The sequence below is a fragment of the Legionella drancourtii LLAP12 genome, from assembly GCF_000162755.2.
Classification (GTDB): Bacteria; Pseudomonadota; Gammaproteobacteria; order Legionellales; family Legionellaceae; genus Legionella; species Legionella drancourtii.
The window spans coordinates 46,205-68,541 of sequence record NZ_JH413849.1; the positions used below are offsets into that span (position 1 = coordinate 46,205).

Below are 22,337 nucleotides of genomic sequence, written 5' to 3' on the forward strand. Positions count from 1 at the left end.
CCATAATTTATCGAGGATACAGCCAATTAAGGGCTGTGCTAAGGCAATACCAATCATATTCATCATATTCATGAAGCTTAAACCGGAGGCTACGTATTTTTTATTGCATAATTCTTTGGCTACAGTGAATGCGGGTAAGAAACCAGCTGAAAAAATACCAAAGGCGAAGAGTAAGATTTCCATTAAAATGGATGAGCTAATTGGTGCGAAGATGAAAAGCACAGAACAAATAAGAGCGCCAACACATCCTATGTACATTGGTGGTTTACGTAAGCCGATACGATTTGAAAAAATTCCCCATAAAGGACTGGCAATTGCCCAACCAATAAATACGAGAGAGATGTAGTTTGCTGCGGCTGCTTTTGTAAGCATCATTTTATTCATTAAGAAGGGAACGCCCCAAAGGCCACAAAAAACAGGGGTTGCCATATACATTAAACCGCCATAACAGGCGACCAGCCACAGTTGCTTGTTTTTCATTAAGGCCATTAAACTTGGCATTAATAGCTCTTCTTCTTCAGCATGATGATGTGCTTCTGGATCATAGTTTTTAGGGGTATCTTGCGCAATAAAAAACAGCAATACCGCAAGAACAAGACCAATTGCCCCCATAATCAGCATGCTTTGTCGCCAGCCAAAGCCGTCGATCAACAGGGCCAATGGGGCTTCACCACCAATCGCACCTAACATACCAATAGTAACCATCAATCCGGTAAGTAACGCGAAGCGTTGTGCAGGGAACCAGTTTGCTGCCAATTTCATGGTACCTACCGCTGCAAACGCAGAACCAAAACCGATCATTAATCGCGCAATACAAGCCATAAAAAAATTATCAGTCATACCAAAAGCAATGGTACTGCTAGCACAAACTATAGTTGCTAACGTTAACAGGCGATGGGGACCGAAATAATCCATTAATACACCGCCGGGTAATTGCATGGCTGCATAAGAATAAAAATAAACTCCCGATAAAATTCCCAGGGTTTGACTGGTTACTGAGAAGTCCCTCATTAATTCATTACTCATCACACCAGGAGAAACTTGTAATAGACACTCATAAAAATAGAATAAACAAGCCAATCCCCATACTATCCAAGGCATTAGCGATTTATCCTTTGAACCTTCCATTGTTCCAGATTGTGTATTGTAGTGTGCCATTATTTTATCGTTCTCCAGGTTTATCGTATTGCGTTGATTTAGGTAAATTAAAAACTGGAAATAGCACCGTCGTTGGGCTATAAATGCAACAATATATTTTGATTTTATTGCTGGTGCCAGAACACATGCTGGGATATTTGCTTATCCTACGCCTGTAGTGCAGTTTTTTTAATCATAAAGTCAACCGCTAAAGATAACATATTAGAACTTGAATTTCACTAAATAAAATAGTGTCAGGTTGTTTGGTAATTATCTATCGTTCTCTGGTGTCATCAGGGGCATCGACTACAACACGAGTTCCTAGCATTCCTCCACCAGGAAGATCGACAAACTCTTCATTTAGCCAGCGTGCGTCCTCAATAAACATTCGTACACAACCATGACTCGCTCTATAACCTGGTACATCATAACTGCCGTGTAAGGCATAGCCGCGGAAAAAGTGCATGCAATAAGGCATTAAGGCACCACCATTTTCACCATCTGCTCTTTGGGGAAATACAGTGGAAACACAATCGATGTCTTGTTTGCGAACAATACGAAATGAACCTGTCGGTGTGGCGCAGCCACCACGCACACCAGGACATTTACCAAGACCAGAAGAAATTGGTCCCCACCAGAGTAATTCGCCATCAACATCATAAGCCGCCCAGGCTAATTTTTTTTTGACTGACATAGATTGTTTTTTCACCAGTTGATTCAATGTACCTAGGGAAGGGAGATACGTCATAGATGGTTAGGCGGTCAATATTTTTTGGCACGGCAATCGTCATTCCGCGACGTAAAGTCACGTTCATGCGATTAATGCGTCGAACCATATCGCGTTCCTCTGCATCAGGAAAAAGGTTATCCCAACTTTCACCTGTTTTAATTTTGATGCAGAAATAATCAGGTGAGTTGCATAATGACTCCCCATACCGTGTATAGGCAAATGTAAACTGTGTGTTCAGCAGTAGATAAGCTGAGACTGCTATTGATATTATTTTTTTCATAATAACGATCTCAATTTAGGGCTTCATACGTTCTTTAGCGGCATTATGAAAAATAACTTTATTTATTCGTGGATGTCTGAAAATTAAATATTATTTAACTTTAGTTCGAGATAAGAAATACCCATCCATGAATTGGCATTATAGCCAGTGAGGAATGGATCCCCGCCTACGCGGGGACAACAGGACTCTGAGAAATTTGAAGCATAAAATCATTAACTTAATGGCAGTGGCTCCTGCCCCCGGGCTATAAGCCTTTAGTCAAAGAGGGATTTATTGATTAAAAAGGAAATTAGTTTAGTTTGCTTTTGGTTTATTGGGCGCGATTTCTTTCCATGCATCATGTATTTGCGTTAACAATGAACTTGATTGAATTAGTAGCTCTGCATCGTTTTTTAAATTAGCTTTTAAAATTAAGCGTTCAATATAATCATAGAGTTTGAATAAATTTGCCGCTATTTCGCCGCCTTCTTCTTGATTTAAACTCGATTTCAATCCAGCTATAATGCTTAATGCTTTGCTAAGATGTTCCCCTTTTTCTCGAAGCTGCTTGCGCGCCATATTACCTTGAGCTGCGGCAATATGATTTCTTGCTCCTTGCAATAATAAATTAATTAACTCATGTGGGTCTGCTGCATCAACACGAGTTTTTAATTCGATTGTTTTATACTCATTTACTACGTGGTTGTATGGATTTTTCATAAAGTAAAATCTCTTAATATTTAGTTTTTAAACTTTTAATTGAGATAAATTAGTTAATAACTGGGTAAGCATGCCGCTAGTGCTTTGTAAGTCTGAAATTAACAGATCAACCGCATTCCATTGTTTCATGTATTTTTTTGTAAGTGTATCGCTACGCGCAACGATTTGTTCTTGAGTTTTAGCTAATTGAGTCACTTTTTTATCCAACGTTTGGGTTCGTTGATCAAACTCTCCTTGTTTTCCGATGTACTTATCTAACATCTGATCCATTAAAACGGCTAGGCCATCATTAACCAGAATTTGGCCGCGATTACCGACATTACCCGCAAGAACGCTAATAGATAATGAGCTTAAATTGCCACTTCCTATTAATGTTACACCATCTGTTGATGTGGCAGGTAGACCGCCAATGCTTCCAGACATACTTACTCCTGGCGTAAACTCACTCAAGAGCACATCATAGGCTCCTGCGGATGCTTTAGTATCTACTGAATTAACTTTAATAGCAGGATCGGTTGCATTAACTGTTTTAGCAAATAGCGCGCCAATAGATGCGTAATTAGTATCGACTGCTGTGCTAAATGCCTTTTCATCGATTTCGAGCAGACATGTTTTGGTTGTATTAATCCCTATATCTGCCAGAGTGAGCAGCTCACTCGAGCTGCTGCTGGCTGATTTAAAATTAGCGATTGTTTGATACAAATTCAATTTTAGGCTTTTAATTTGACTATCACCTTGAAAATAACCAGGTGTCTTTGTTTCTTTGTTGTAATTAGTTACATTATTTAGAAATGTCATCACATCATTGTATTTTTTTACAAAGTCACGAACCGAGCTGGTTAACTGTTCTTGATTATTTTCAACAGTCAAACTTATGGTTTGATTCGTGTCAGCCTGTTTTAAATTTAGTGAAATGCCAGTGACCGCGTTGTCAAGCTGATTACTGTTTTGGTTTAAGATCATACCATTAATTTGTACCAGGCTGTTTTGTGCGGCCATAGTCTGTGTTAATGCAGTATTACTTGTTGTTGGATCATAATTTAGTGCCGCGATATCACTGGTAATTTGCATGGCATAGTTAACGCCTGTTTTGGAGGTTAGACTTAATCTTGAACCTAAACTGTCTTGCACAATGCAAGCACTCACATCCGAATCAGCGGCATTAATTGCATCACAAATTGCAGTAAGACTATCACTTCCTGAGGCAATCGTAATGCTGGCTGGCGTGGCATCAGTATTTGCAGTAAATGTACTCTTGTCACTGCTGTATGTGCCGAAGTTAATTGTAATGTGACCACTGCCTACAGTAGTAGCATTATTTGCAAAATATCCACTGGCAAGGCTTTGCGCCTGAGCTAAGGCTTGCACCTGTATTTGATAAACACCGGGGGGGGCTTGATCAGTAACGGTAGCGGAAAAATAACCTGGTTCACTAATGGAATTTTTCATCTTATAAAATTGACTGATATTTGATAGGTCAGACAGGGTCGTTTGTAAATTAGATAAAGAGCTTTTTAACTGGCCTATTGCTGAAAGGTCGGTATTTACGCTCTCCAATTTTTTATCATGGCGTAACTGTGGCTTCGCTATGTCTGCTTTTACTATAGCTTCAACCATGCCTTTAACATCTAATCCTGATCCTATACCTGGAGATGATAAACCCATAATGTCCCTTAATTTATTGATTGATGCAAAAATTAGTATTAATAAGTAATTTTTATTTAGACTCGTTTGTTAATAGAACCATTAACTATTTCATCAAGCAAGCTTAATAAATGCAAATATTCATCTGATGGTAGTTTACGCAATACTTTATCGGAAATCTTTTCTATAACGATACTTTGTAATAAACCGGTTGCATCATCCACTACTTGCTTGACATCCATATCTAAATTTTGGCTGGATGTGGCACTTTTAGTTAGTGGTTTAATATTTTTATCATTTAGTTTTACTGAATCTGTTTGAAGCAATTTATTTGCTGGAGGTATCGATTCAATTGACATTTCTTACTCCTTTTATCACTAAGGGGCGTAAGTAAAAATCGAAGTACAGCAGAAACTGTACTTCGATTTTAATACCGCAATTATCTTAATAATGAAAGAACAGATTGTGGCATGCTGTTTGCTTGCGACAACATTGCTGTTCCAGCCTGTTGCAGGATTTGGTTCTTAGTTAAGTTTGCCATTTCTGCAGCATAATCAGTATCCTGAATACGGCTGCGAGCTGCTTCAGAGTTATCTGAGATATTTTGCAGGTTTGCAATGGTTGCATCAAAACGGTTTTCCATCGCACCCATAGCAGAACGGTTTTCTGTAATGCTTGATAAAGCAGAGTCAATTCGTTGGATTGCTGTTTGAGCACCAGATTGAGTGGTAATATCAAGAGTATTGATACCAACATTATCGGTCAGAATTGTTGAAGAAGTAAAGCCTATATTAGCAATTGTTCCACCAAGAAAGACTGTGTTGTTTGCAGTGATTGTTAAATTACCATTCAGTGCAGTTCCTGATGTGAATGATCCCGCGGCGGTTAATGGTGTATCACCAGTTTCAGTTACAGTAATGTCGCGACCATCAGCTGCAGTTAACGTAATTGCAGTTGCTGTACTGTTTAAAGTTGCTACAACACCGGTCTGGCTGCTTGCAACATTGATGGTATCAGCAAGTGTAGTTGCAGTTAAAGACGTATCATCACCATTAAATATAGTAACGCCATTAATTGTTAAATCATAGGCTCCACCAGCAAAAGCAACTGTACCAGTTGTACCGCTTGTTGATGCTTGGGCGGTGAAACCAGTGATATTAGCTGCATTCAGTGCAGCAGCTTTAGCATAAGCTGAGCCAGCACCTTGTCCATTTACAGTTGTTGCATAGTTAGCGGAGGACGCAATATTTTTGGTACCTGGGGTTCCACCCATACTGACAGTAATGTCACTTGCAGTAGTCGCTGTTACAGAGCCTCCAGTTAACGATGCCAGATTACCAATGGCGCTTGCTGCAATACTGGCAATCGAGAAGGAAGTAGTTTCGTTTGCATTTGCACCAATTTGGAATGTGGTGTTTGAAAATGAACCATTAAGAATCGACTGACCATTAAATTGGGTATTGTTTGCAATATCATCTATTTCACTGATTAGCTGACTTACTTGGTCTTGTAATGCTTGTCGGTCAGCAGAGCTGTTTGTACCGTTTGCTGATTGAACAGCCAATGTCCGCATTTGTTGTAAAATGTCAGTAGCTGTACCCATACCGCCTTCAGCAATTTGTGCGAGCGAAATTGCATCATTTGCGTTTTGTGCTGCTTTATTCACACCCATAATTTGTGCTGTCATTAGGGTAACAATTGCCATGCCTGCAGCATCATCTTGTGCACTATTAATTCGATAACCAGATGATAATCTTTGAATTGATGTAGACATTGCATCGGTGGTTTTCGATAAGTTACGTTGCGCAAGTAGCGATGGTATGTTGGTATTAATAATTTGAGCCATATTATAGTCTCCTCAGACCTGATCCCTGGTTTGGGATTTTTTTCTATGTTTAATTAAGCCAAGTCACTCACTTTATATCGTGTGTTTCCCGTACCCAATGCAGTTATCGGTTAATTTGCAAAAAACTTTAGGACAAAAACAAATTTTTTTAAAAAATAAATAAAAAAATGATTAATAAAATTAATATGTTGCGTTTTATTGCACAACTTGTATCGTATAGGACGATGCATTAATTACCATTGTCAGCTTTGTATTCTTCCTATTTGTTGCAATGGATAAGCTTACTAAGCAAGCCATATTAAATCCCTGGATATTTAATATGGCTTGCTTATAGATTTAAGAAAATTTTTTTATGTGTATAATATAAGGATTCCATAATATAGGTTCCAATTTATGAGTTGGTTTAAAAAATTATTACCCTCAAGAGTGAATACTGACACCTCACAAAAAAAAGGGGTTCCTGAGGGGTTATGGCTTAAGTGTTCTGGCTGCAATGAAGTTTTGTATAGTACCGAGCTGACAAAGAATCTGATGGTTTGTCCATCCTGTAATTTTCATCACAGAATTTCTGCGCGCGTTCGTATTGGACAATTTCTTGATGAAAGTGGGCAAGAAGAAATTGCTGCATCCTTAGAACCACAAGACCGCTTAAAATTTAGAGATTCGAAAAAATATAAAGATAGAATTTCTCAGGCGCAAAAAGCGACCGGTGAAAAAGAGGCGTTAATTGTTGTTAAAGGTAGTCTGATGCAACAGCCTATTATTGTCAGTTGTTTTGAGTTTAATTTTATGGGTGGTTCCATGGGAGCTACCGTTGGTGAGAAGTTTGTACGAGCAATTGATGTGGCGACTGCAGAGCATAGACCCTATATATGCTTTACTGCCAGTGGTGGTGCTCGTATGCAAGAAGGTCTGTTTTCTTTAATGCAAATGGCAAAAACTTCCGCTGCACTCGCTAAATTTGCCGAAACTGGATTGCCCTTTATTGTTGTATTAACTGATCCTACTATGGGTGGTGTTTCTGCAAGTTTTGCCAGTTTAGGTGATGTAATTATTGCTGAGCCTAACGCCTTAATTGGTTTTGCCGGGCCAAGAGTAATTGAACAAACAGTACGACAAACCCTGCCCGAAGGTTTTCAACGCAGTGAGTTCTTATTGGAGCATGGTCATATTGATATGATCGCACAACGCAAAGAGCTTCGTTCTGTTATTTCTGAATTAGTATCTAAATTGACTCGTAAAGGCGTATAAAGAGGCTTCACTAAGGTGTTTTAACTTATTCGATCCGTTCGGGCCGAGGCGTGCTTTAGCGCTGTCTCGAAGCCTTGCTAGTCTAGAGGTGCCTCAGCCCGAACGGCTTTGGCGAACAACCAAAAGGCTTTTTCTCCTTAGCTTGACGTTTATGCGTTAAGAAGCGGGAGAGGTATTCAATACATCGGGAGAATTTGTTTGGTAAAGCCATACAATGAATGGGATTTAGCTAAGTGGTTATCTGCTCTTGAAACAAGAAACACTCAGGAAATACAACTGGGTTTAACACGTATCCAGGAAGTTGCGCAAAAGTTAAAACTACAAAATACTGAGTGTCGTGTGATTACGGTTGCAGGAACAAATGGGAAAGGCTCTACAGTAACGGCGCTTGAACACATCTATCATACAGCAGGATATAAGGTTGGTACTTATACTTCGCCGCACCTTATTCAATTTAATGAACGTATTCGTGTTGGTCTAACGCCCATTTCTGATCATGATTTATGTATGGCTTTTCGCACTATAGAGGCGGCACGTGGCCAAATTATCTTAACGTATTTTGAAATGACAACACTTGCAGCATTATTGTATTTCAAGCAAGCGTGTTTAGATCTTATTATTCTTGAAGTAGGTTTAGGTGGTCGTTTAGATGCTACGAATGTTATTGATGCCGATCTGTCAATTATTACAACGATTGATTTTGATCATCAGGATTTTCTAGGTACTACTTTGGATGCAATCGGCTATGAAAAGGCAGGAATTTTGCGCCAGAGAAAACCATTTATTTATGCCGATGTGAATCCACCTGCAACAATTGTTGATGTCGCTAGCAAGCTTTTTTGTCCGACTTATTTTTTTAACCAAGAGTATTCTTTTGCAGAGCAAAAGGCTAGCTGGAGTATTTATTGCGGTGATCATCAATTAAATAATTTACCGAAGCCATCAATACAACTTAAATCTGCAGCAGCAGCGATTATGGCTGTCTTTTTATTAGCGCGTGATTTACCTGTAGCTTTTGAACAGGTACAGGCTGCCATGCGGCAAATTTTTATTCCTGGCCGCTTGCAGTTACAAAAAGGGCCAGTAAGTATCTTGTATGATGTGTCGCACAATGCACAATCCGCAAAATTGTTGGCTGATACATTGTATTCATTAGACAGTAAGGGACGAATTCACGCTGTTTTTTCGGCACTAAAAGATAAAGATATTTTGGGTTTAATTGAACCATTGAAGAACTGTGTTGATCGTTGGTATCCTGCACAATTAGGCGTGAAACGTGCCGTTAGTGCAAATTTATTACTTTCATATTTCAAGAAAGCAGAAATTTATGTGGAAATTTGTTATAATAACCCACTTCTAGCCTTTGAAACGGCGTTAAATCAAGCTGAGCCAGGTGATTTAATCGTTGTTTATGGGTCATTTTTTACTGTGGGTCATGTACTGGCTGCAAAGCCTAATAGGAGATTCGATGAAACTAGTAATAGATGAAAAATTAAAACATCGATTAGTTGGTGTGTCTGTTATTTTATCATTAGGCGCGATTTTTCTTCCAGCTATGATGAAAAAATCCAGTCAACGTCTGGATGGCCATTTTAGTGTTAATGTACAGTTGCCTCCTAAACCGGTTGCGCCTAATGTTGCTGTAGTTGATGAAGAACAAATGTTTAAAACCATTAAAGTAGCTAGAGTACAACTTCCTGCAGCATCTCCAGCTCAAGCAACAACAAATCAGACTAAAGAAGACTTCATCGCTGCAGCCCCTGTTAAAGAGGATCTTGTTATTCCTGTTGCGAAGGCAGAACCAAGTCTTGAGATCGAAAGACCAATTGAATTGGCTTTGTTAAATAATGCAGCGCAAAATGCGGTTAAGCACCGAATTAAAGTTGCGGCAAATAAACCGGTTATTAAACCAATTAAAGCACCAGTTATTGTAGCGAAAGCCAGTGGGACGCCCTCAGTTTCTAAGCAAGTAGTTGCGAAGGCAGCTGCTAAACCTGCGATTAAAAGAGATATTTATGCTGTGCAACTGGCTTCCTTTTCACAGTTAGCTAATGCGCAGGCGTTAGTAACAAAATTACAGCAAAAGGGATATAAAGCGAATTACACTCGTATTGCTGGTAGAAATGGTGCTATTTATAAAGTTTATGTAGGGCATTCACCAATTAAGGACAACGTAGTGAAGTTAAAAACTCAATTGGCAAGCGCAATGCGATTAAATGGATTTGTAGTTAATACTGGAGTTAGCTAGTCATGCAATTTCAAATTGTCGATTTGGTTATTATCGGAGTTATTGGTCTATCTTCTTTAACAGGGCTATTTAGAGGTGTTGTTAAAGAAGTAATTGCTTTAGGTATATGGATAGTGGCTATATGGATGGGCTATAACCATGCGCAAAGTTTGACACCATGGTTACAATCCTACATACAAAGTCCAACTGCATGCTCGGCAATTGCATTTCTTCTTATTGTTCTTGGCGTTTTATTGGCTGGTGGTATCTTAAATTTCATATTGGGTCTTATGCTAAGACGTACTGGCTTAAGCAGTATGGATAAGATATTGGGTATGTGCTTTGGTTTTGCGCGCGGTGTTTTCATTGTGTCATTAATATTGGCCGTTTTAAGTATGACTTCATTGCCTTATCAACCCTACACGCAAAGTTCTATGATTTGTGCCAAACTTCAGCCCGTGGTTAATTGGATTTCAGGGTACTTTCCTATGGTTCTGAATCATCTAAAGTCAGTTGATACAAATGTCAGTGGCACTATAGGAAATATTATTAATACAGTCCCTCGTCCTTAATGTATTGGCAGACTTCTCTAGGAAGTTTGAGACTTACATCTTTTTTTAGCCTTATTTCTTCACGAATCGCTGTTGAAGAAATGACATAATGGCCGGCATCGAATAAAAATACGGTGCCTGCCTGATGTTTTAATATGGCTTTCTGATTATTACTTTGATGTGTTTTCAAAAAGGTTTTCATGATTTCATGTATTTCTTGTTTCGCAAACTCATCACGATTAATCACCAATATATTGGCTAAAGTAATTAATTTTTCCCATTGATACCAATGCGGTAATGAAATGAAGGAATCATAGCCCATAATTAACGTGATTGCTGCTTCTGGATACTCTAATCTAAAGCTTTCTAGTGTTTCTACCATATAAGATGGGGTATTACGCTCAATTTCACGTAAATCGATTTTCAATGTGGGGTAATCTTTTATTGCCAACTCAATCATTTTTACTCTTTGTTGATTGTTGGCAAAAGCAGGGGGTTTTATCGTAGGGATTTTGCATGGCAGAAATATATAAGTATCGAACTGAAAATGAGCCTGGATATTTAAACTGGTTTGCAGATGACCATTATGAATGGGATCAAAGGTGCCGCCAAAAATCGCTATACTGTGCATGCATACCTACTAATTGTCCTAAACAAAGGGAAAGGGCAAGATTCTCCAGTGAGTTCCATACCTGTGTGCTAAAGTTTGATTTAATGCGCTCATCAATGCTGTAGCAGTATTGATGTAGTTGTTGTAATACATTGTTATTTAAGCGTTTACAGCTTGCCTGGTAGAGCACGATACGTTGAGGCCATATTTTTAATTGAGCAGAGGCATTTTTTATGTCTATTTGCTGTTGCAGTAAATTTGTAAGTTGCAATATAGTTCTTACTTCCTGGGTCAACATCCATAATACTAAAGTGGGCTCTGTTTTATCACTGGCTGCATGCCTTAATATCTGAATAGCCTTATCTCCTTGTCCTTGTAAACAGGCATCAATTAATTCAAATAGATTATGGTCGCATTGATCGGATAAGTGTTCTTGTGCTTGTTGTATGCTAATTTTGCTGTCTGGAGCGCAAGATAGCGCAATCTTTTCGATAACCTGGGCGCAAGCTAACATATTTCCCTGAGTATATTGATGAATCACATCTGGAACTTGCTGATCATAATTGAGCGCATTCTTTCTTAACTCTATAGCAATCCAGTTTTTCATCGCGGTAGCATTTAAAGGGTAGGCTACTGAAACTACAGCGTGTTCGTGCGCAGTTAGCCATTGTAATTGTTTTGCGGGGACATTGGGTGCTCTAATAACAATAAAACATCGAGAGTTAATTGACCCTAGATATTCAGTCAGAATTTTTTTCCCGGCAGCATCTATTGATTTCTTATCAAAGAAAATATTCAAAAATACCCGATCAGAAAATAATGAGTAACTATTGGCTTCTTCACGGAGGTTATTCCAATCTTCGGTTGTTTGGACAGTGAGAACCCGTTCATCACAATCATGATCTTTCTTTATTGCAGATTTTATTGTTGCTAATGATTCATCAAGGAGGTAATTGTCTTGGCCTACCAGAATGTACAGAGGTGCTATTTTTCTTTGTACCTGTTGAGCCAGCATTTGTTGTTTAATTTGCATGGTGTTTTATTATTCGGTTGATGGAGTGAGATCAATTTATATTTGCAATTACGAAGTTAATTCTGCAACTGCTGCATCGCGATGACTGAGCTGATTAATGATTTGAATCACCGCGTCCTGTTTCATTTCACCAAGCAAAATATTTTCTTCATCAGAAGATCCAAGTATTCTGTCGTTATTTATTGTGAGTTGACGCGTAACACTGACTGTTTTGGGTGTTTTTATTATTGTTCCTTTACGCGTTTGCAGCATAAATTCAATCGTTAATATTAACGTATATTGTCTGGGATTGGTACTTGCACCTACGCTAATAATTTGTTGCTGGATGAGTACTTGATTAATTATGAGCCAATATTTTGCAAGCGCAGGGTCTGGATTAACTTGGATCTTATACCCTTCTAATTGAGCATTAAGTATGGAGCTTAGTTGTTTATCATCATTTTTAACAATAATCGCAATATTATTTAGCCAGGTAGGAATGTTGATCATACCACGTAAATGAAAGCCACATGCAGATAAAAGCAGAGTTAACATTAGTGGTATGAACAGTTTCTTCATTAGCCTGCAACCAAATTGATTAATTGTCTGTGTGCTACAACAATGGCTTTTTTAACAGTCAGATCAACTAGAAAATCATGAGCATGTTTTTTTGCTGCTTCAACTAATACATCCTCAGTTGCATCAGCACTGGCAGTAAATTGCGCTCTTAACTTACCATTGACTTGAACTACATAGTCTACTTCCTCTGTTTTTAAAGCACCTTTATCGACTCGCGGCCAATTGGCATCAATGATTGCCTTTTCAAAGCCTAATTGTTGCCATAAATGATGAGCAATGTGTGGAGTAATTGGCGCTAATAGGCGCAGTAAGATACTCATACTGGAATGAATAAAGAATTTATCGTCTTCTGTTTCCATCGAGTAGCTTGACATTTCGTTGAACAATTTCATACAGCCTGAGACTACTGTATTAAATTGATTGCGATCATAGTCATGGGTTGCCTGCGCTAAAATTTGATGGACCACGTGGCGTGACTTTTTCAAACGAGCGTCTACTTGCTGCCAATTAACATGCCCATTACCACTAAGAATGATATCATTAATATCAGTAAACATACTGAGGTGCTGATAGGCAAAAGCCCAGACGCGTTTTAAGAAGCGATGTGCACCTTCTACGCCTGCATCGGACCACTCTAATGATTGTTCTGGTGGTGATGCGAACATCACGAATAAACGTGCGGTATCAGCACCATAAGTATCAATGAGATGATTCGGATCGACGACATTACCTACTGATTTAGACATTTTGTGGCCGTCTTTTAATACCATTCCCTGGGTCAATAATGCTTTAAACGGCTCATCAGAGTTAACTAAGCCTTCGTCACGCATGAGTTTATGGAAAAAGCGAGCATACAGCAAATGCATTACCGCATGCTCAATTCCACCGATGTATTGATCGACAGGAGTCCAATATTTTGCTCGGTCATCCAGCATGGCATTTTCTTGTCCTTTGCAAGCAAAGCGAGCATAGTACCAAGATGATTCAACAAAGGTATCAAATGTATCCGTTTCTCGACATGCATCCTGTCCGCATTTAGGACAAGTTACATCAACGAACTCTTTGCATTGAGCAAGTGGAGAGCCTGAGCCTGTAATCGCTACATTTTCTGGTAATAGAACAGGTAAATCTTCATCTGGGACCGGTACTGTGCCACATTGTTCACACAGGATCATCGGAATTGGGGCACCCCAATAGCGTTGTCGGGAAACACCCCAATCGCGTAATCTGTAGTTAATGGTGGCTTTACCCGCATCATGTTCTTCAAGGAAATCTGTGATTAACTCCATCGCATTCGATGAATTAATCCCATCAAATTGAGCTGAGTGTATTAGCATGCCTTCGCCAGTATAGGCTGATTGTTTAAGGTCATGATTTTTATCATCAACAGGTTTAATTACTTGCTTAATTGGCAGGTTGTATTTGTGCGCAAATTCCCAATCTCTTTGATCATGGGCTGGTACCGACATGACGGCCCCAGAACCATATTGCATGAGTACAAAGTTTGCTATCCAGATTGGTAGTTCTTCACCAGTGATCGGATGAACTGCTGTCATGCCTGTGGCAACGCCACGTTTTTCCATAGTTGCTAATTCTGCCTCTGCCATTTTAGTACCCTGGCAGCTGGCAATAAAGTCAGCAACTTCTTGACTGTGTATTGCTGCTTCTTTAGCAATAGGGTGGTCACTGGCAACAGCAAGGTAAGTCACGCCCATTAATGTATCAGGACGCGTAGTGTAAATTTTTAAGCGTTTGTGATAGTTACTGACGTTGAAATAGATCTCAGTTCCGCTGGAACGACCTATCCAGTTACGTTGCATTTGTTTTACTTGTGCAGGCCATTCATCCAAGGTATCTAATGAGCTTAAAAGTTCATCAGCATACGCTGTAATCTTAATAAACCATTGAGAAATTTCTTTGCGCTCTACTAAAGCGCCAGAACGCCAACCGCGTCCATCAACGACTTGTTCGTTCGCTAAAACAGTTTGGTCCACAGGATCCCAGTTCACGACGGCATTTTTTTTGTAGACTAAACCTTTTTCAAATAAGCGGATGAAAAACCATTGCTCCCAACGATAGTATTCAGGAGCACAGGTACAGATTTCACGTCGCCAATCGTATGCATTACCCAGACGTAAAAATTGTTTTTTCATCGATTCAATATTTTTCTTGGTCCATTCAGCAGGAGGAATGCCATTTTTGATCGCCGCATTTTCGGCAGGTAGACCAAAAGCATCCCAACCAATTGGTTGTAATACGTTTTTGCCTAGGGCGCGCTGATAACGCGCAATTACATCACCAATAGTGTAATTACGAACATGCCCCATGTGTAATGTTCCACTCGGGTAGGGAAACATGGATAAACAATAGAATTTCTCTTTGTTTAAATCTTCTGAAACATTAAAAGATTGTTTTTTGTGCCAATATTGTTGAGCTTGTTCCTCAACCTCTTGTGGTATGTAGGTATTATCCATGGTCCAATTTATTAAAAAGTGACTTTAAAGATCGCTAAGGATAACTCCTCTTGTGCTTGCCAGCAATAGATAATCCTAAATTCAGCAGTTCAGTGGTACAGAAAAATTTCTTGACTTTGTTTTAACTTAGCTGGAGTGAGGGTATTAACTTCGTGAATAAAGTTAATTATATCTAGTTCTTATTCGCATGTAATTGGTTCGATTGTTTATCATATAAGGAGGAAGTAACGCGCTCCCCAATAGTGGCAGCGCGAATTTTTATTTGGTGGTCTTTCTGTGTAATTGAACAATCAATGTAAAAATAAGAAACAAGGCACAAAAAATTAATGCGGGGTATTCATTCCAAATTATCCAAGGAGTAGTTCCTTCCGCGGGGTAAATGCTACTTTGTAGAATACCTGCACTAAATGGAGGAAGAATATCGACTATATCTCCCTTGGTGTTAATTACCGAAGATAAACCATCATTATTCACCACAACTTGGTAACGGCTGGTAAGCAGTGAAAGAACCTGTGCCATTTGCAGTTGCTGGTAACTTGCAAGCGAATGACCAAACCATCCGTTATCACTGATGGAAACAATCCATTGTGCTTTGGGCATTTGCTCTCTCAAAATATTAGGATAAGCAATCTCATAGCAAATAAGGCTTGCAATTGGATGGTTCGTAATTTTAATTAATGATTGGCGTTTTTTTCCTGGTACAAGATTGGGTTCAGGTAAATTAAGCCAGCGATTAATTGCTACCAAAGATTTGGGAATATATTCGCCAAAAGGGACCAGTTGCCGCTTGAGTTTTTTCCCTTTTCCCTGACCGAGGGTAATAACGGAATTATAATAATTTACTTCACTATCATTTGTTGGTTGTAGTATCCCTAACATGATGGTGCTGTTTGCTTTTTGTGCTTTATCATTTAACTTGTGCAAGTATTTATCCAGGTAACTTGCTGGAAGAGGGATGGCCGACTCAGGTAATATAATTAATTGTTTTCCCAGCAGTTTATTAATCGCATTTTCATAATATTTTAATAAATTCCAAAATAAGGTTTCATCCCATTTATCACGCATGGATAAATTAGCCTGTACTGCGCCAACAGTGATAGGTTCTTTTTGCATTTGTGTCCAATTGATGTTTTTGCAGATAGCGGGGCCAATAATAATTAGGATAAAATTATGGCATAAACATAACGTTTCGTAGAATTATCATGGACAACCTGGGGCAGGAATGCGGAAACAAATGCACAAAGTAAACTTAATCCATAAATCCCCAAGAGTGGAGTGAGATAGCGGATAGGCGTATCAATCAATGTAGTACCAACGAACAACCACGGAAAACCACCGAATAAAGTAGCGCGTAGATATTCGCTAATGCACCATAGGACACTAAATAGGATAATGGAACGGAATTTATGTTGTTTGAATTCCAGTACTTTAAAAAAGTAAGCCGTTAAAGCAGGGAAGAGTGCTAAATACATCACAAAAATTAGCGTCACTAAGGCCGACAATACATAATTTAATTGGCCATAATCATGGATACTGACAATAACCCAGGATACCCCAAATCCAAAATAGCCTATTCCATAAAAAAATCCCAAATAGAAACTTTGTTTTCGTGAACAATTGTTAAGATTGGCATATAAAAAAGCCAGGCTTAAAATCATAAGTCCTGGCATATGAAAGGGCGCAAAGCCTAAGGGGGCGCATAGTCCGGCAATGAATATTACTAAATAGTTTAGGTAGCCAACGCGGATGGAGGCAAATGGGATGGAGTTGGCTAAAGCAGTTTGCTTCATATGCTGTCATAAATTTGTAAAACGATAAGATAAATGAGTACTGTAATCAGGTCAAGAAATATAACTATACTCCTGCATGCTCTTACTTTGCAATTTGCAATATTTTGTGTAGGATTATCGCGTCTTACAATGGAGAGGGATTTATATGTATAATGTAATGATTACAGGCGCAGGGAAAATAGGTAGTCTAATTGCTTGCTTATTAATGGATAGTGGTTCCTATCAAGTTCATTTAGTCGATGTTGATTTTAATGGCTCAGATGTAAAACGACTACTCAATGCATTACCTAAAGTGAAAACAATTGCTTTAGATGTCAAAGATGTACAATCCACACAAAGTTATATGGAAAAACACGGCATTGTCGCTGTTATTTCCAGTCTTCCTTATTTTTTGAATACTTATGTCGCAGAGGCCGCAAAAGCAGCTAAAGCACATTATTTTGATTTAACAGAAGATACTTCAGTTACTGAGGCGGTGAAAGCAATTGCCGCTGACGCAGAGACCGCTTTTGTGCCACAGTGCGGACTTGCCCCAGGATTTATTAGTATCGCTGCAAATAGTCTGATGCAAGAATTTGACGAGTCTCATCATGTACGATTGCGTGTGGGTGCTTTACCACAAAATGCAAATAATGCACTGCAATATTCATTAACCTGGTCTACTGATGGAATTATTAATGAATACGGTAATCCTTGCTACGGGATTAAATACGGTAATGCGGTTACTTTAGCGCCATTAGAAGGTTTGGAGTCTATTCAAATCGATGGTTGTGAGTATGAAGCTTTTAATACTTCTGGTGGTTTGGGGAGCCTTGCTGATTTGCATACGGGTAAAGTACAAACCATGAATTACAAAACCATGCGTTATCCAGGGCACTGTCAGAAAATGCGTTTCTTGATGAATGACTTACGCTTAAATCAAGACAGACCTACGTTAAAGCGTATTTTAGAAAATGCTGTACCTAAAACCTATCAAGACATTGTCATCGTTTATGTTACGGTCGAAGGATTAAAACGTGGCGAGCTGATTGAAAAAAACTATGTGAAGAAAATATACCCAGAAGTTATTTGTAGTTTGGAATGGTCGGCAATTCAAGTCAGTACCGCCTCAGGAGTTTGTGCGGTAGTTGATTTAGTATTAGGGCAAGCGAATGAATATAAGGGATTAGTCTTGCAAGAAAAATTCCATTTATCCGCTGTATTAGAAAATCGTTTTGGTCGTTATTACGCTTAATCGCAAATAGAATCTCTTCTCCTATTGCGGATATAGCGTGTCAAGCTAGGCACTATTTCTTCGTTTCGTAGCTTGTCCGCGGAATCCTGGGATCTCGTCTTTGTGCAAGATCTTGCTCTCGCGGACAAGCGGCGGGAAATAGGTAGAGGATTTTTTCTTGCTTGACTCATATGTTCATGCGGAAGAAGGGAGTTTTGGCGGATAGGTTGAATATTTAAATCTACCTTTTCTCTAACTTGCTTAATTGAAGAGAGGATTTCAAGGAGTTATTTGTGGAATTATTAAAACAATTACAAATTCAGGACATTAATGCCGGTGCCTTTAGTGGCCAAGGCTGGCACAGTGACGTTCACAAGCGTACCTTTGTTTCGTTTAGTCCAACTAATGGTGAAAAACTTGCAGAGGTAGCGCCTTGCTCTGTGGATGATTATGAGCAGGTAATGGTCCGTGCGCAAAATGCAGCGCAAGCCTGGCGGATGGTTCCTGCTCCAAAACGAGGAGAAATCATCAGACAAATTGGTCAAGTATTGCGTGAAAAGAAAGACTTGCTCGGTAGTTTAGTTTCCTTGGAAATGGGCAAGTCCAAACAAGAAGGTGATGGCGAAGTTCAGGAAATGATTGATATTGCTGATTTTGCTGTTGGTCAATCACGAATGCTCTATGGTAACTCCATGCATTCAGAGCGTCCGAATCACCGCATGTATGAGCAATGGCATCCCTATGGAGTTATTGGTGTTATTTCAGCATTTAATTTCCCCGTTGCTGTTTGGGCATGGAATGCCTTTTTAGCGGCAATTTGTGGCAATGTTACTTTATGGAAGCCATCAGAAAAGGCACCGTTATGTGCTATTGCTGTTCAGCATCTTTGCAACCAAGTTCTGAAACAAAATGATTGCCCTGAAATTTTTAGTTTAATTATTCCTCAACAGCATGAGGTAATTGATGCCATGGTTAATGATAAACGCATACCACTGATATCCTTTACGGGTTCAACAGCTATAGGCAAGCAGGTTGCGGCAAAAGTGGCTGCACGCTTAGGCAAGACGATTCTTGAATTGGGAGGCAATAACGCCATTATTCTTGATGCGTCTGCTGATCTACATTTAGCCATTCCGGCAATTGTTTTTGGTGCAGTAGGCACTGCTGGGCAAAGATGTACGACTACACGTCGTTTATTTGTTCATGAATCACATTATGATTTTGTGATTGAGAAATTGCGTTTTGCTTATGAGCAAATAACTATTGGTGATCCTTTAGATACTCATAATTTAATGGGACCATTAATCGATCAACATGCAGTCGAGCAATTTAAAGAAACCATTACGCGTATTAAAGATGCGGGTGGCAAAATCATTTCTGGGGGAGATGTCTTAAATCAAGCCGGTTTTTTTGTGCAACCTACTTTAGTCGGTAATGTAAAAAATGATTGGGATGTTGTGCAAAAAGAGACTTTTGCTCCTATCTTATATGTGATGTCCTATCGTACTCTGGATGAGGCTATTGAATTGCACAATGGTGTTCCTCAGGGGTTGTCGTCGGCACTATTTACACAAAATTTAAAAAATGCCGAACGCTTTTTAAGTGCTTGGGGCAGTGATTGCGGTATTGCAAATATCAATATTGGCACTTCAGGGGCTGAAATTGGTGGTGCATTTGGCGGTGAAAAAGAAACAGGTGGTGGACGTGAATCGGGTTCTGATTCATGGAAAGCCTACATGCGTCGACAAACGAATACCATCAACTGGGGTGATGAGTTGCCTTTAGCTCAAGGGATTCGATTTAATTTATCTTAATGGTTTGTGGCTTCTCTTTTTCCCTGGGTGGAATGAAGGGAAGCTAAAGTATAAACATTTATTTACAATAAAGAGGGAAATATGATGCAGGAACCTTTTTTCATAAAGAAAGTCGCGATTCTCGGGGCCGGGGTTATGGGTGCCCAAATAGCAGCACACTGTGTTAATGCAGGAATAGAAACTTTATTGTTTGATTTGGTATCAAAGGACGGCAATCCGAATGCATTAATTGATAAGGCGATTGCAAACTTAGGAAAGTTAAAACCCGCTCCGTTGGCAACCCCGCAAACAGCTGCTTTATTGCAGGCACGTAATTACGCGCATAATTTAGCTGATTTAACATCCTGTGATTTAATTATTGAAGCAATTGCTGAGCGCTTGGATTGGAAAGAGGATCTTTATAAACGTATTTCCCCATATTTAACGGACCGTTCTATTTTAGTGAGTAATACTTCTGGTCTAAGCATTAATTCTTTATGCTCTGTTTTACCTGAGGCACACCGACACAATTTCTGTGGTGTCCATTTTTTTAATCCGCCTCGTTACATGCATCTTGCTGAACTGATTCCTGCAAAAACTACAGATAAAAAATTAGTCGACAACCTGGAAGCATGGCTAACCAGCTATTTGGGGAAAGGGGTCGTCAGAGCGAAAGACACACCTAATTTCATTGCAAATCGTGTCGGTGTATTTTCATTACTAACAACCTTACATCATGCTGCGGCTATGGATATGGGCTTAGATGAAGTTGATGCCTTAACTGGTCCTTTACTTGGCCGGCCAAAATCAGCAACGTTCCGTACTATGGATGTTGTTGGTTTGGATACTATGATGCATGTGGTTCATACCATGCAACAGCAATTGAAGGATGATCCTTGGCATCCTGGTTTTAAATTACCTGAATGGTTGACTGACTTAATTAAAGATGGGCATTTGGGACAAAAAACTGGTCAGGGTATTTATCGAAAAAATGGTAAAGTTATTGAAGTTTATGATGTTCATTCTGGAGCATATCGTCCGTCAAAATCTGAGGTCAGCGATGAGTTAAAAGCAATCATGGGGAATCCAGATCCAGTTGCACGTATGCAAGGACTAATGACCTCTGATAACAAACAAGCTCAATTTTTGGCAGCATGCTTTAGAGATTTATTCCATTATTGTGCGTATCATTTGGAAGGAATTGCGGACAATGCAAGAGATGTCGATTTAGCCATTCGTTGGGGGTTTGGCTGGATGCAGGGTCCATTTGAAACGTGGCAATTGGCCGATTTGACTCAAGTGACTCAATTTATTAGCCGTGCGATTAAAGAGAAAAAAGCACTTAGTACTGCAGAATTACCAGGATGGTTATTAGATCTGAAGGCATTTTATACACCTGATGGAGCTTATGCGCCGCAACAGAATAAATATCAGCCTAGAAGTGATTTACCCGTTTACACGCATCAATTTTTCCCTGACCGCGTTATCAAAGAAACAGTGCATCCCGCTCCTGTTATTTATGAAAATGAAGGTGTACGTTTATGGCATTTGCACGATGATGTTGCTGTACTTAGCTTTAAAAGCAAAGCAAATACTGTGGGGCAATCTGTTCTTGATGGATTGGAAGCCGCACTGGAAACAGCTGAAAAACAATGTCGTGGCTTAATTGTATATCAACAAGATGCATCTAATTTTAGTTCGGGTGCTGACTTACGTGGGATTTCAAAATTAATTCAAAGCAATAACAATGACTTACATGCTTTGGAAGCTATGATTGCACAATTCCAACAGGCGGCTTTGCGTTTAAAATACAGTACCATTCCAACAGTTGCTGCATTAAGAGGGCGCGCTTTAGGTGGTGGTTGTGAATTTATGATGCATTGTGGTGCTGTAGTCGCTGCTTTTGAATCTTATCCTGGTTTAGTTGAAGCTGGAGTTGGGGTTATTCCTGCAGGTGGCGGTTGTAAAGAAATGGCTATGCGTGCTGCAAGCTTGCCGCATGCTGATTTAATGACCGTGATTCAAAGTTATTTCCAACAAATTGCGATGGCACAAGTAGCCGGCTCGGCTGCTGAGGCAAAGCAAATGGGTTATTTACGCAGCACGGATACTTTTGTAATGCATGCTGATGAAGTTCTTTATGCAGCGTTAGCTAAAATTAAATCAATGCATGCTGAGAATTATCTGCCACCTTTACAAAAGCCTTTTAAAGTTGCTGGAATTGAAGGTCAGGCTCGATTACAAGCAGGTCTTGTTAACTGGCTAGAAGGGGGCTTTATTTCGCAACATGATTATTTTCTTGCTACTGAACTGGCCAAAGTTCTTTGTGGTGGAAACCTGAATCAAGGTGCAATTGTTGATGAGGCATGGATGTTGAAATTGGAACGCGAAGCTTTTATTACTTTGGTTTCAACACCATTAACCCAAGCACGGATTAGTCACTTACTAGAAACTGGCAAACCGTTACGTAATTAACTTCAGTAGATTAAATCGCCTTTGTT

The 22,337-nt window shown here is 39.4% G+C and carries 17 protein-coding genes and 2 pseudogenes; 7 read left to right on the plus strand and 12 right to left on the minus strand.

The features are described 5' to 3' along the window. From LDG_RS17155 to LDG_RS17180, 6 genes and pseudogenes are all read right to left on the minus strand, one after another. A pseudogene (locus LDG_RS17155) lies at window positions 1–1,158 on the minus strand (MFS transporter); the annotation flags it as partial. Between the two features lie 253 nt (window positions 1,159–1,411). Continuing rightward, window positions 1,412–2,147 (minus strand): annotated as a pseudogene (locus LDG_RS17160) (L,D-transpeptidase). Between the two features lie 294 nt (window positions 2,148–2,441). Further along, entirely contained in the window at window positions 2,442–2,846 is a 405-nt protein-coding gene (fliS, locus tag LDG_RS17165) for a flagellar export chaperone FliS (protein ID WP_006872731.1), read from the minus strand. A gap of 27 nt (window positions 2,847–2,873) precedes the next feature. Next, the gene (gene fliD / locus LDG_RS17170) at window positions 2,874–4,511 is read right to left on the minus strand and encodes a flagellar filament capping protein FliD (protein WP_040536494.1); all 1,638 of its coding nucleotides are present in this window, start codon (window positions 4,509–4,511) and stop codon (window positions 2,874–2,876) included. 56 nt (window positions 4,512–4,567) lie between these two features. After that, window positions 4,568–4,849, minus strand: a complete 282-nt coding sequence (locus tag LDG_RS17175) for a hypothetical protein (protein ID WP_006872734.1) — start codon at window positions 4,847–4,849, stop codon at window positions 4,568–4,570. A gap of 80 nt (window positions 4,850–4,929) precedes the next feature. Then, entirely contained in the window at window positions 4,930–6,336 is a 1,407-nt protein-coding gene (locus tag LDG_RS17180; RefSeq protein ID WP_006872735.1) for a flagellin N-terminal helical domain-containing protein, read from the minus strand. A 393-nt stretch (window positions 6,337–6,729) separates the two neighbouring features. Between LDG_RS17180 and accD the strand changes: the two genes are divergently transcribed. From accD to LDG_RS17200, 4 genes are all read left to right on the plus strand, one after another. After that, window positions 6,730–7,587, plus strand: a complete 858-nt coding sequence (gene accD / locus LDG_RS17185; RefSeq protein ID WP_006872737.1) for an acetyl-CoA carboxylase, carboxyltransferase subunit beta — start codon at window positions 6,730–6,732, stop codon at window positions 7,585–7,587. 198 nt (window positions 7,588–7,785) lie between these two features. Then, the gene (gene folC / locus LDG_RS17190; protein ID WP_006872738.1) at window positions 7,786–9,075 is read left to right on the plus strand and encodes a bifunctional tetrahydrofolate synthase/dihydrofolate synthase; all 1,290 of its coding nucleotides are present in this window, start codon (window positions 7,786–7,788) and stop codon (window positions 9,073–9,075) included. Beyond that, window positions 9,056–9,835 carry an SPOR domain-containing protein gene (locus LDG_RS17195; protein WP_006872739.1) on the plus strand — a complete coding sequence of 260 codons (780 nt, stop codon included), beginning with the start codon at window positions 9,056–9,058 and terminating at the stop codon, window positions 9,833–9,835. The genes folC and LDG_RS17195 overlap by 20 nt, the downstream gene beginning before the upstream one ends. A 2-nt stretch (window positions 9,836–9,837) precedes the next feature. Next, entirely contained in the window at window positions 9,838–10,386 is a 549-nt protein-coding gene (locus LDG_RS17200) for a CvpA family protein (protein WP_006872740.1), read from the plus strand. Here the strand turns inward: LDG_RS17200 and nadD are convergent. The 6 genes from nadD to LDG_RS20445 all read right to left on the minus strand — a co-directional run bounded on the left by nadD (window position 10,364) and on the right by LDG_RS20445 (window position 16,830). After that, window positions 10,364–10,996 (minus strand): nicotinate-nucleotide adenylyltransferase, encoded by a 633-nt coding sequence (gene nadD / locus LDG_RS17205; RefSeq protein WP_006872741.1) that lies wholly within the window; start codon window positions 10,994–10,996, stop codon window positions 10,364–10,366. The two genes, LDG_RS17200 and nadD, sit on opposite strands and share 23 nt — an antisense overlap. Continuing rightward, window positions 10,962–12,008, minus strand: a complete 1,047-nt coding sequence (holA, locus tag LDG_RS17210) for a DNA polymerase III subunit delta (RefSeq protein ID WP_006872742.1) — start codon at window positions 12,006–12,008, stop codon at window positions 10,962–10,964. The genes nadD and holA overlap by 35 nt, the downstream gene beginning before the upstream one ends. Before the next feature lie 48 nt (window positions 12,009–12,056). Continuing rightward, complete coding sequence (locus LDG_RS17215) at window positions 12,057–12,566, minus strand: LPS-assembly lipoprotein LptE (RefSeq protein WP_050805593.1); 510 nt, start codon at window positions 12,564–12,566, stop codon at window positions 12,057–12,059. Beyond that, window positions 12,566–15,040: a leucine--tRNA ligase gene (gene leuS, locus LDG_RS17220; RefSeq protein ID WP_006872744.1), complete on the minus strand. Its 2,475-nt coding sequence runs from the start codon at window positions 15,038–15,040 to the stop codon at window positions 12,566–12,568. The genes LDG_RS17215 and leuS overlap by 1 nt, the downstream gene beginning before the upstream one ends. 258 nt (window positions 15,041–15,298) lie before the next feature. Next, window positions 15,299–16,204 carry an apolipoprotein N-acyltransferase gene (lnt, locus tag LDG_RS20440; protein WP_324602971.1) on the minus strand — a complete coding sequence of 302 codons (906 nt, stop codon included), beginning with the start codon at window positions 16,202–16,204 and terminating at the stop codon, window positions 15,299–15,301. Beyond that, window positions 16,198–16,830, minus strand: a complete 633-nt coding sequence (locus LDG_RS20445; protein WP_006872746.1) for a hypothetical protein — start codon at window positions 16,828–16,830, stop codon at window positions 16,198–16,200. Before LDG_RS20445 ends, lnt begins: the two co-directional genes overlap by 7 nt. A gap of 145 nt (window positions 16,831–16,975) precedes the next feature. On the opposite strand from LDG_RS20445, the gene LDG_RS17230 reads away from it, so the two are divergent. From LDG_RS17230 to LDG_RS17240, 3 genes are all read left to right on the plus strand, one after another. Then, window positions 16,976–18,064: a saccharopine dehydrogenase family protein gene (locus LDG_RS17230; protein WP_006872747.1), complete on the plus strand. Its 1,089-nt coding sequence runs from the start codon at window positions 16,976–16,978 to the stop codon at window positions 18,062–18,064. A 272-nt stretch (window positions 18,065–18,336) separates the two neighbouring features. Further along, window positions 18,337–19,857, plus strand: a complete 1,521-nt coding sequence (gene amaB / locus LDG_RS17235) for an L-piperidine-6-carboxylate dehydrogenase (protein WP_006872748.1) — start codon at window positions 18,337–18,339, stop codon at window positions 19,855–19,857. Between the two features lie 84 nt (window positions 19,858–19,941). Beyond that, window positions 19,942–22,311, plus strand: coding sequence for a 3-hydroxyacyl-CoA dehydrogenase/enoyl-CoA hydratase family protein (locus tag LDG_RS17240; RefSeq protein WP_006872749.1), 2,370 nt, complete (start codon window positions 19,942–19,944; stop codon window positions 22,309–22,311). The last annotated feature ends 26 nt before the right edge of the window (window positions 22,312–22,337 follow it).

Excerpts from the sequence above, each read along its gene's own strand:
- fliS (WP_006872731.1), bottom strand. The coding sequence starts at position 2,846 with ATGAAAAATCCATACAACCACGTAGTAAATGAGTATAAAACAATCGAA.
- fliD (WP_040536494.1), bottom strand. The coding sequence starts at position 4,511 with ATGGGTTTATCATCTCCAGGTATAGGATCAGGATTAGATGTTAAAGGC.
- LDG_RS17175 (WP_006872734.1), bottom strand. The coding sequence starts at position 4,849 with ATGTCAATTGAATCGATACCTCCAGCAAATAAATTGCTTCAAACAGAT.
- LDG_RS17180 (WP_006872735.1), bottom strand. The coding sequence starts at position 6,336 with ATGGCTCAAATTATTAATACCAACATACCATCGCTACTTGCGCAACGT.
- accD (WP_006872737.1), top strand. The coding sequence starts at position 6,730 with ATGAGTTGGTTTAAAAAATTATTACCCTCAAGAGTGAATACTGACACC.
- LDG_RS17195 (WP_006872739.1), top strand. The coding sequence starts at position 9,056 with ATGAAACTAGTAATAGATGAAAAATTAAAACATCGATTAGTTGGTGTG.
- LDG_RS17200 (WP_006872740.1), top strand. The coding sequence starts at position 9,838 with ATGCAATTTCAAATTGTCGATTTGGTTATTATCGGAGTTATTGGTCTA.
- nadD (WP_006872741.1), bottom strand. The coding sequence starts at position 10,996 with ATGCACAGTATAGCGATTTTTGGCGGCACCTTTGATCCCATTCATAAT.
- holA (WP_006872742.1), bottom strand. The coding sequence starts at position 12,008 with ATGCAAATTAAACAACAAATGCTGGCTCAACAGGTACAAAGAAAAATA.
- LDG_RS17215 (WP_050805593.1), bottom strand. The coding sequence starts at position 12,566 with ATGAAGAAACTGTTCATACCACTAATGTTAACTCTGCTTTTATCTGCA.
- leuS (WP_006872744.1), bottom strand. The coding sequence starts at position 15,040 with ATGGATAATACCTACATACCACAAGAGGTTGAGGAACAAGCTCAACAA.
- LDG_RS20445 (WP_006872746.1), bottom strand. The coding sequence starts at position 16,830 with ATGAAGCAAACTGCTTTAGCCAACTCCATCCCATTTGCCTCCATCCGC.
- LDG_RS17230 (WP_006872747.1), top strand. The coding sequence starts at position 16,976 with ATGTATAATGTAATGATTACAGGCGCAGGGAAAATAGGTAGTCTAATT.
- LDG_RS17240 (WP_006872749.1), top strand. The coding sequence starts at position 19,942 with ATGCAGGAACCTTTTTTCATAAAGAAAGTCGCGATTCTCGGGGCCGGG.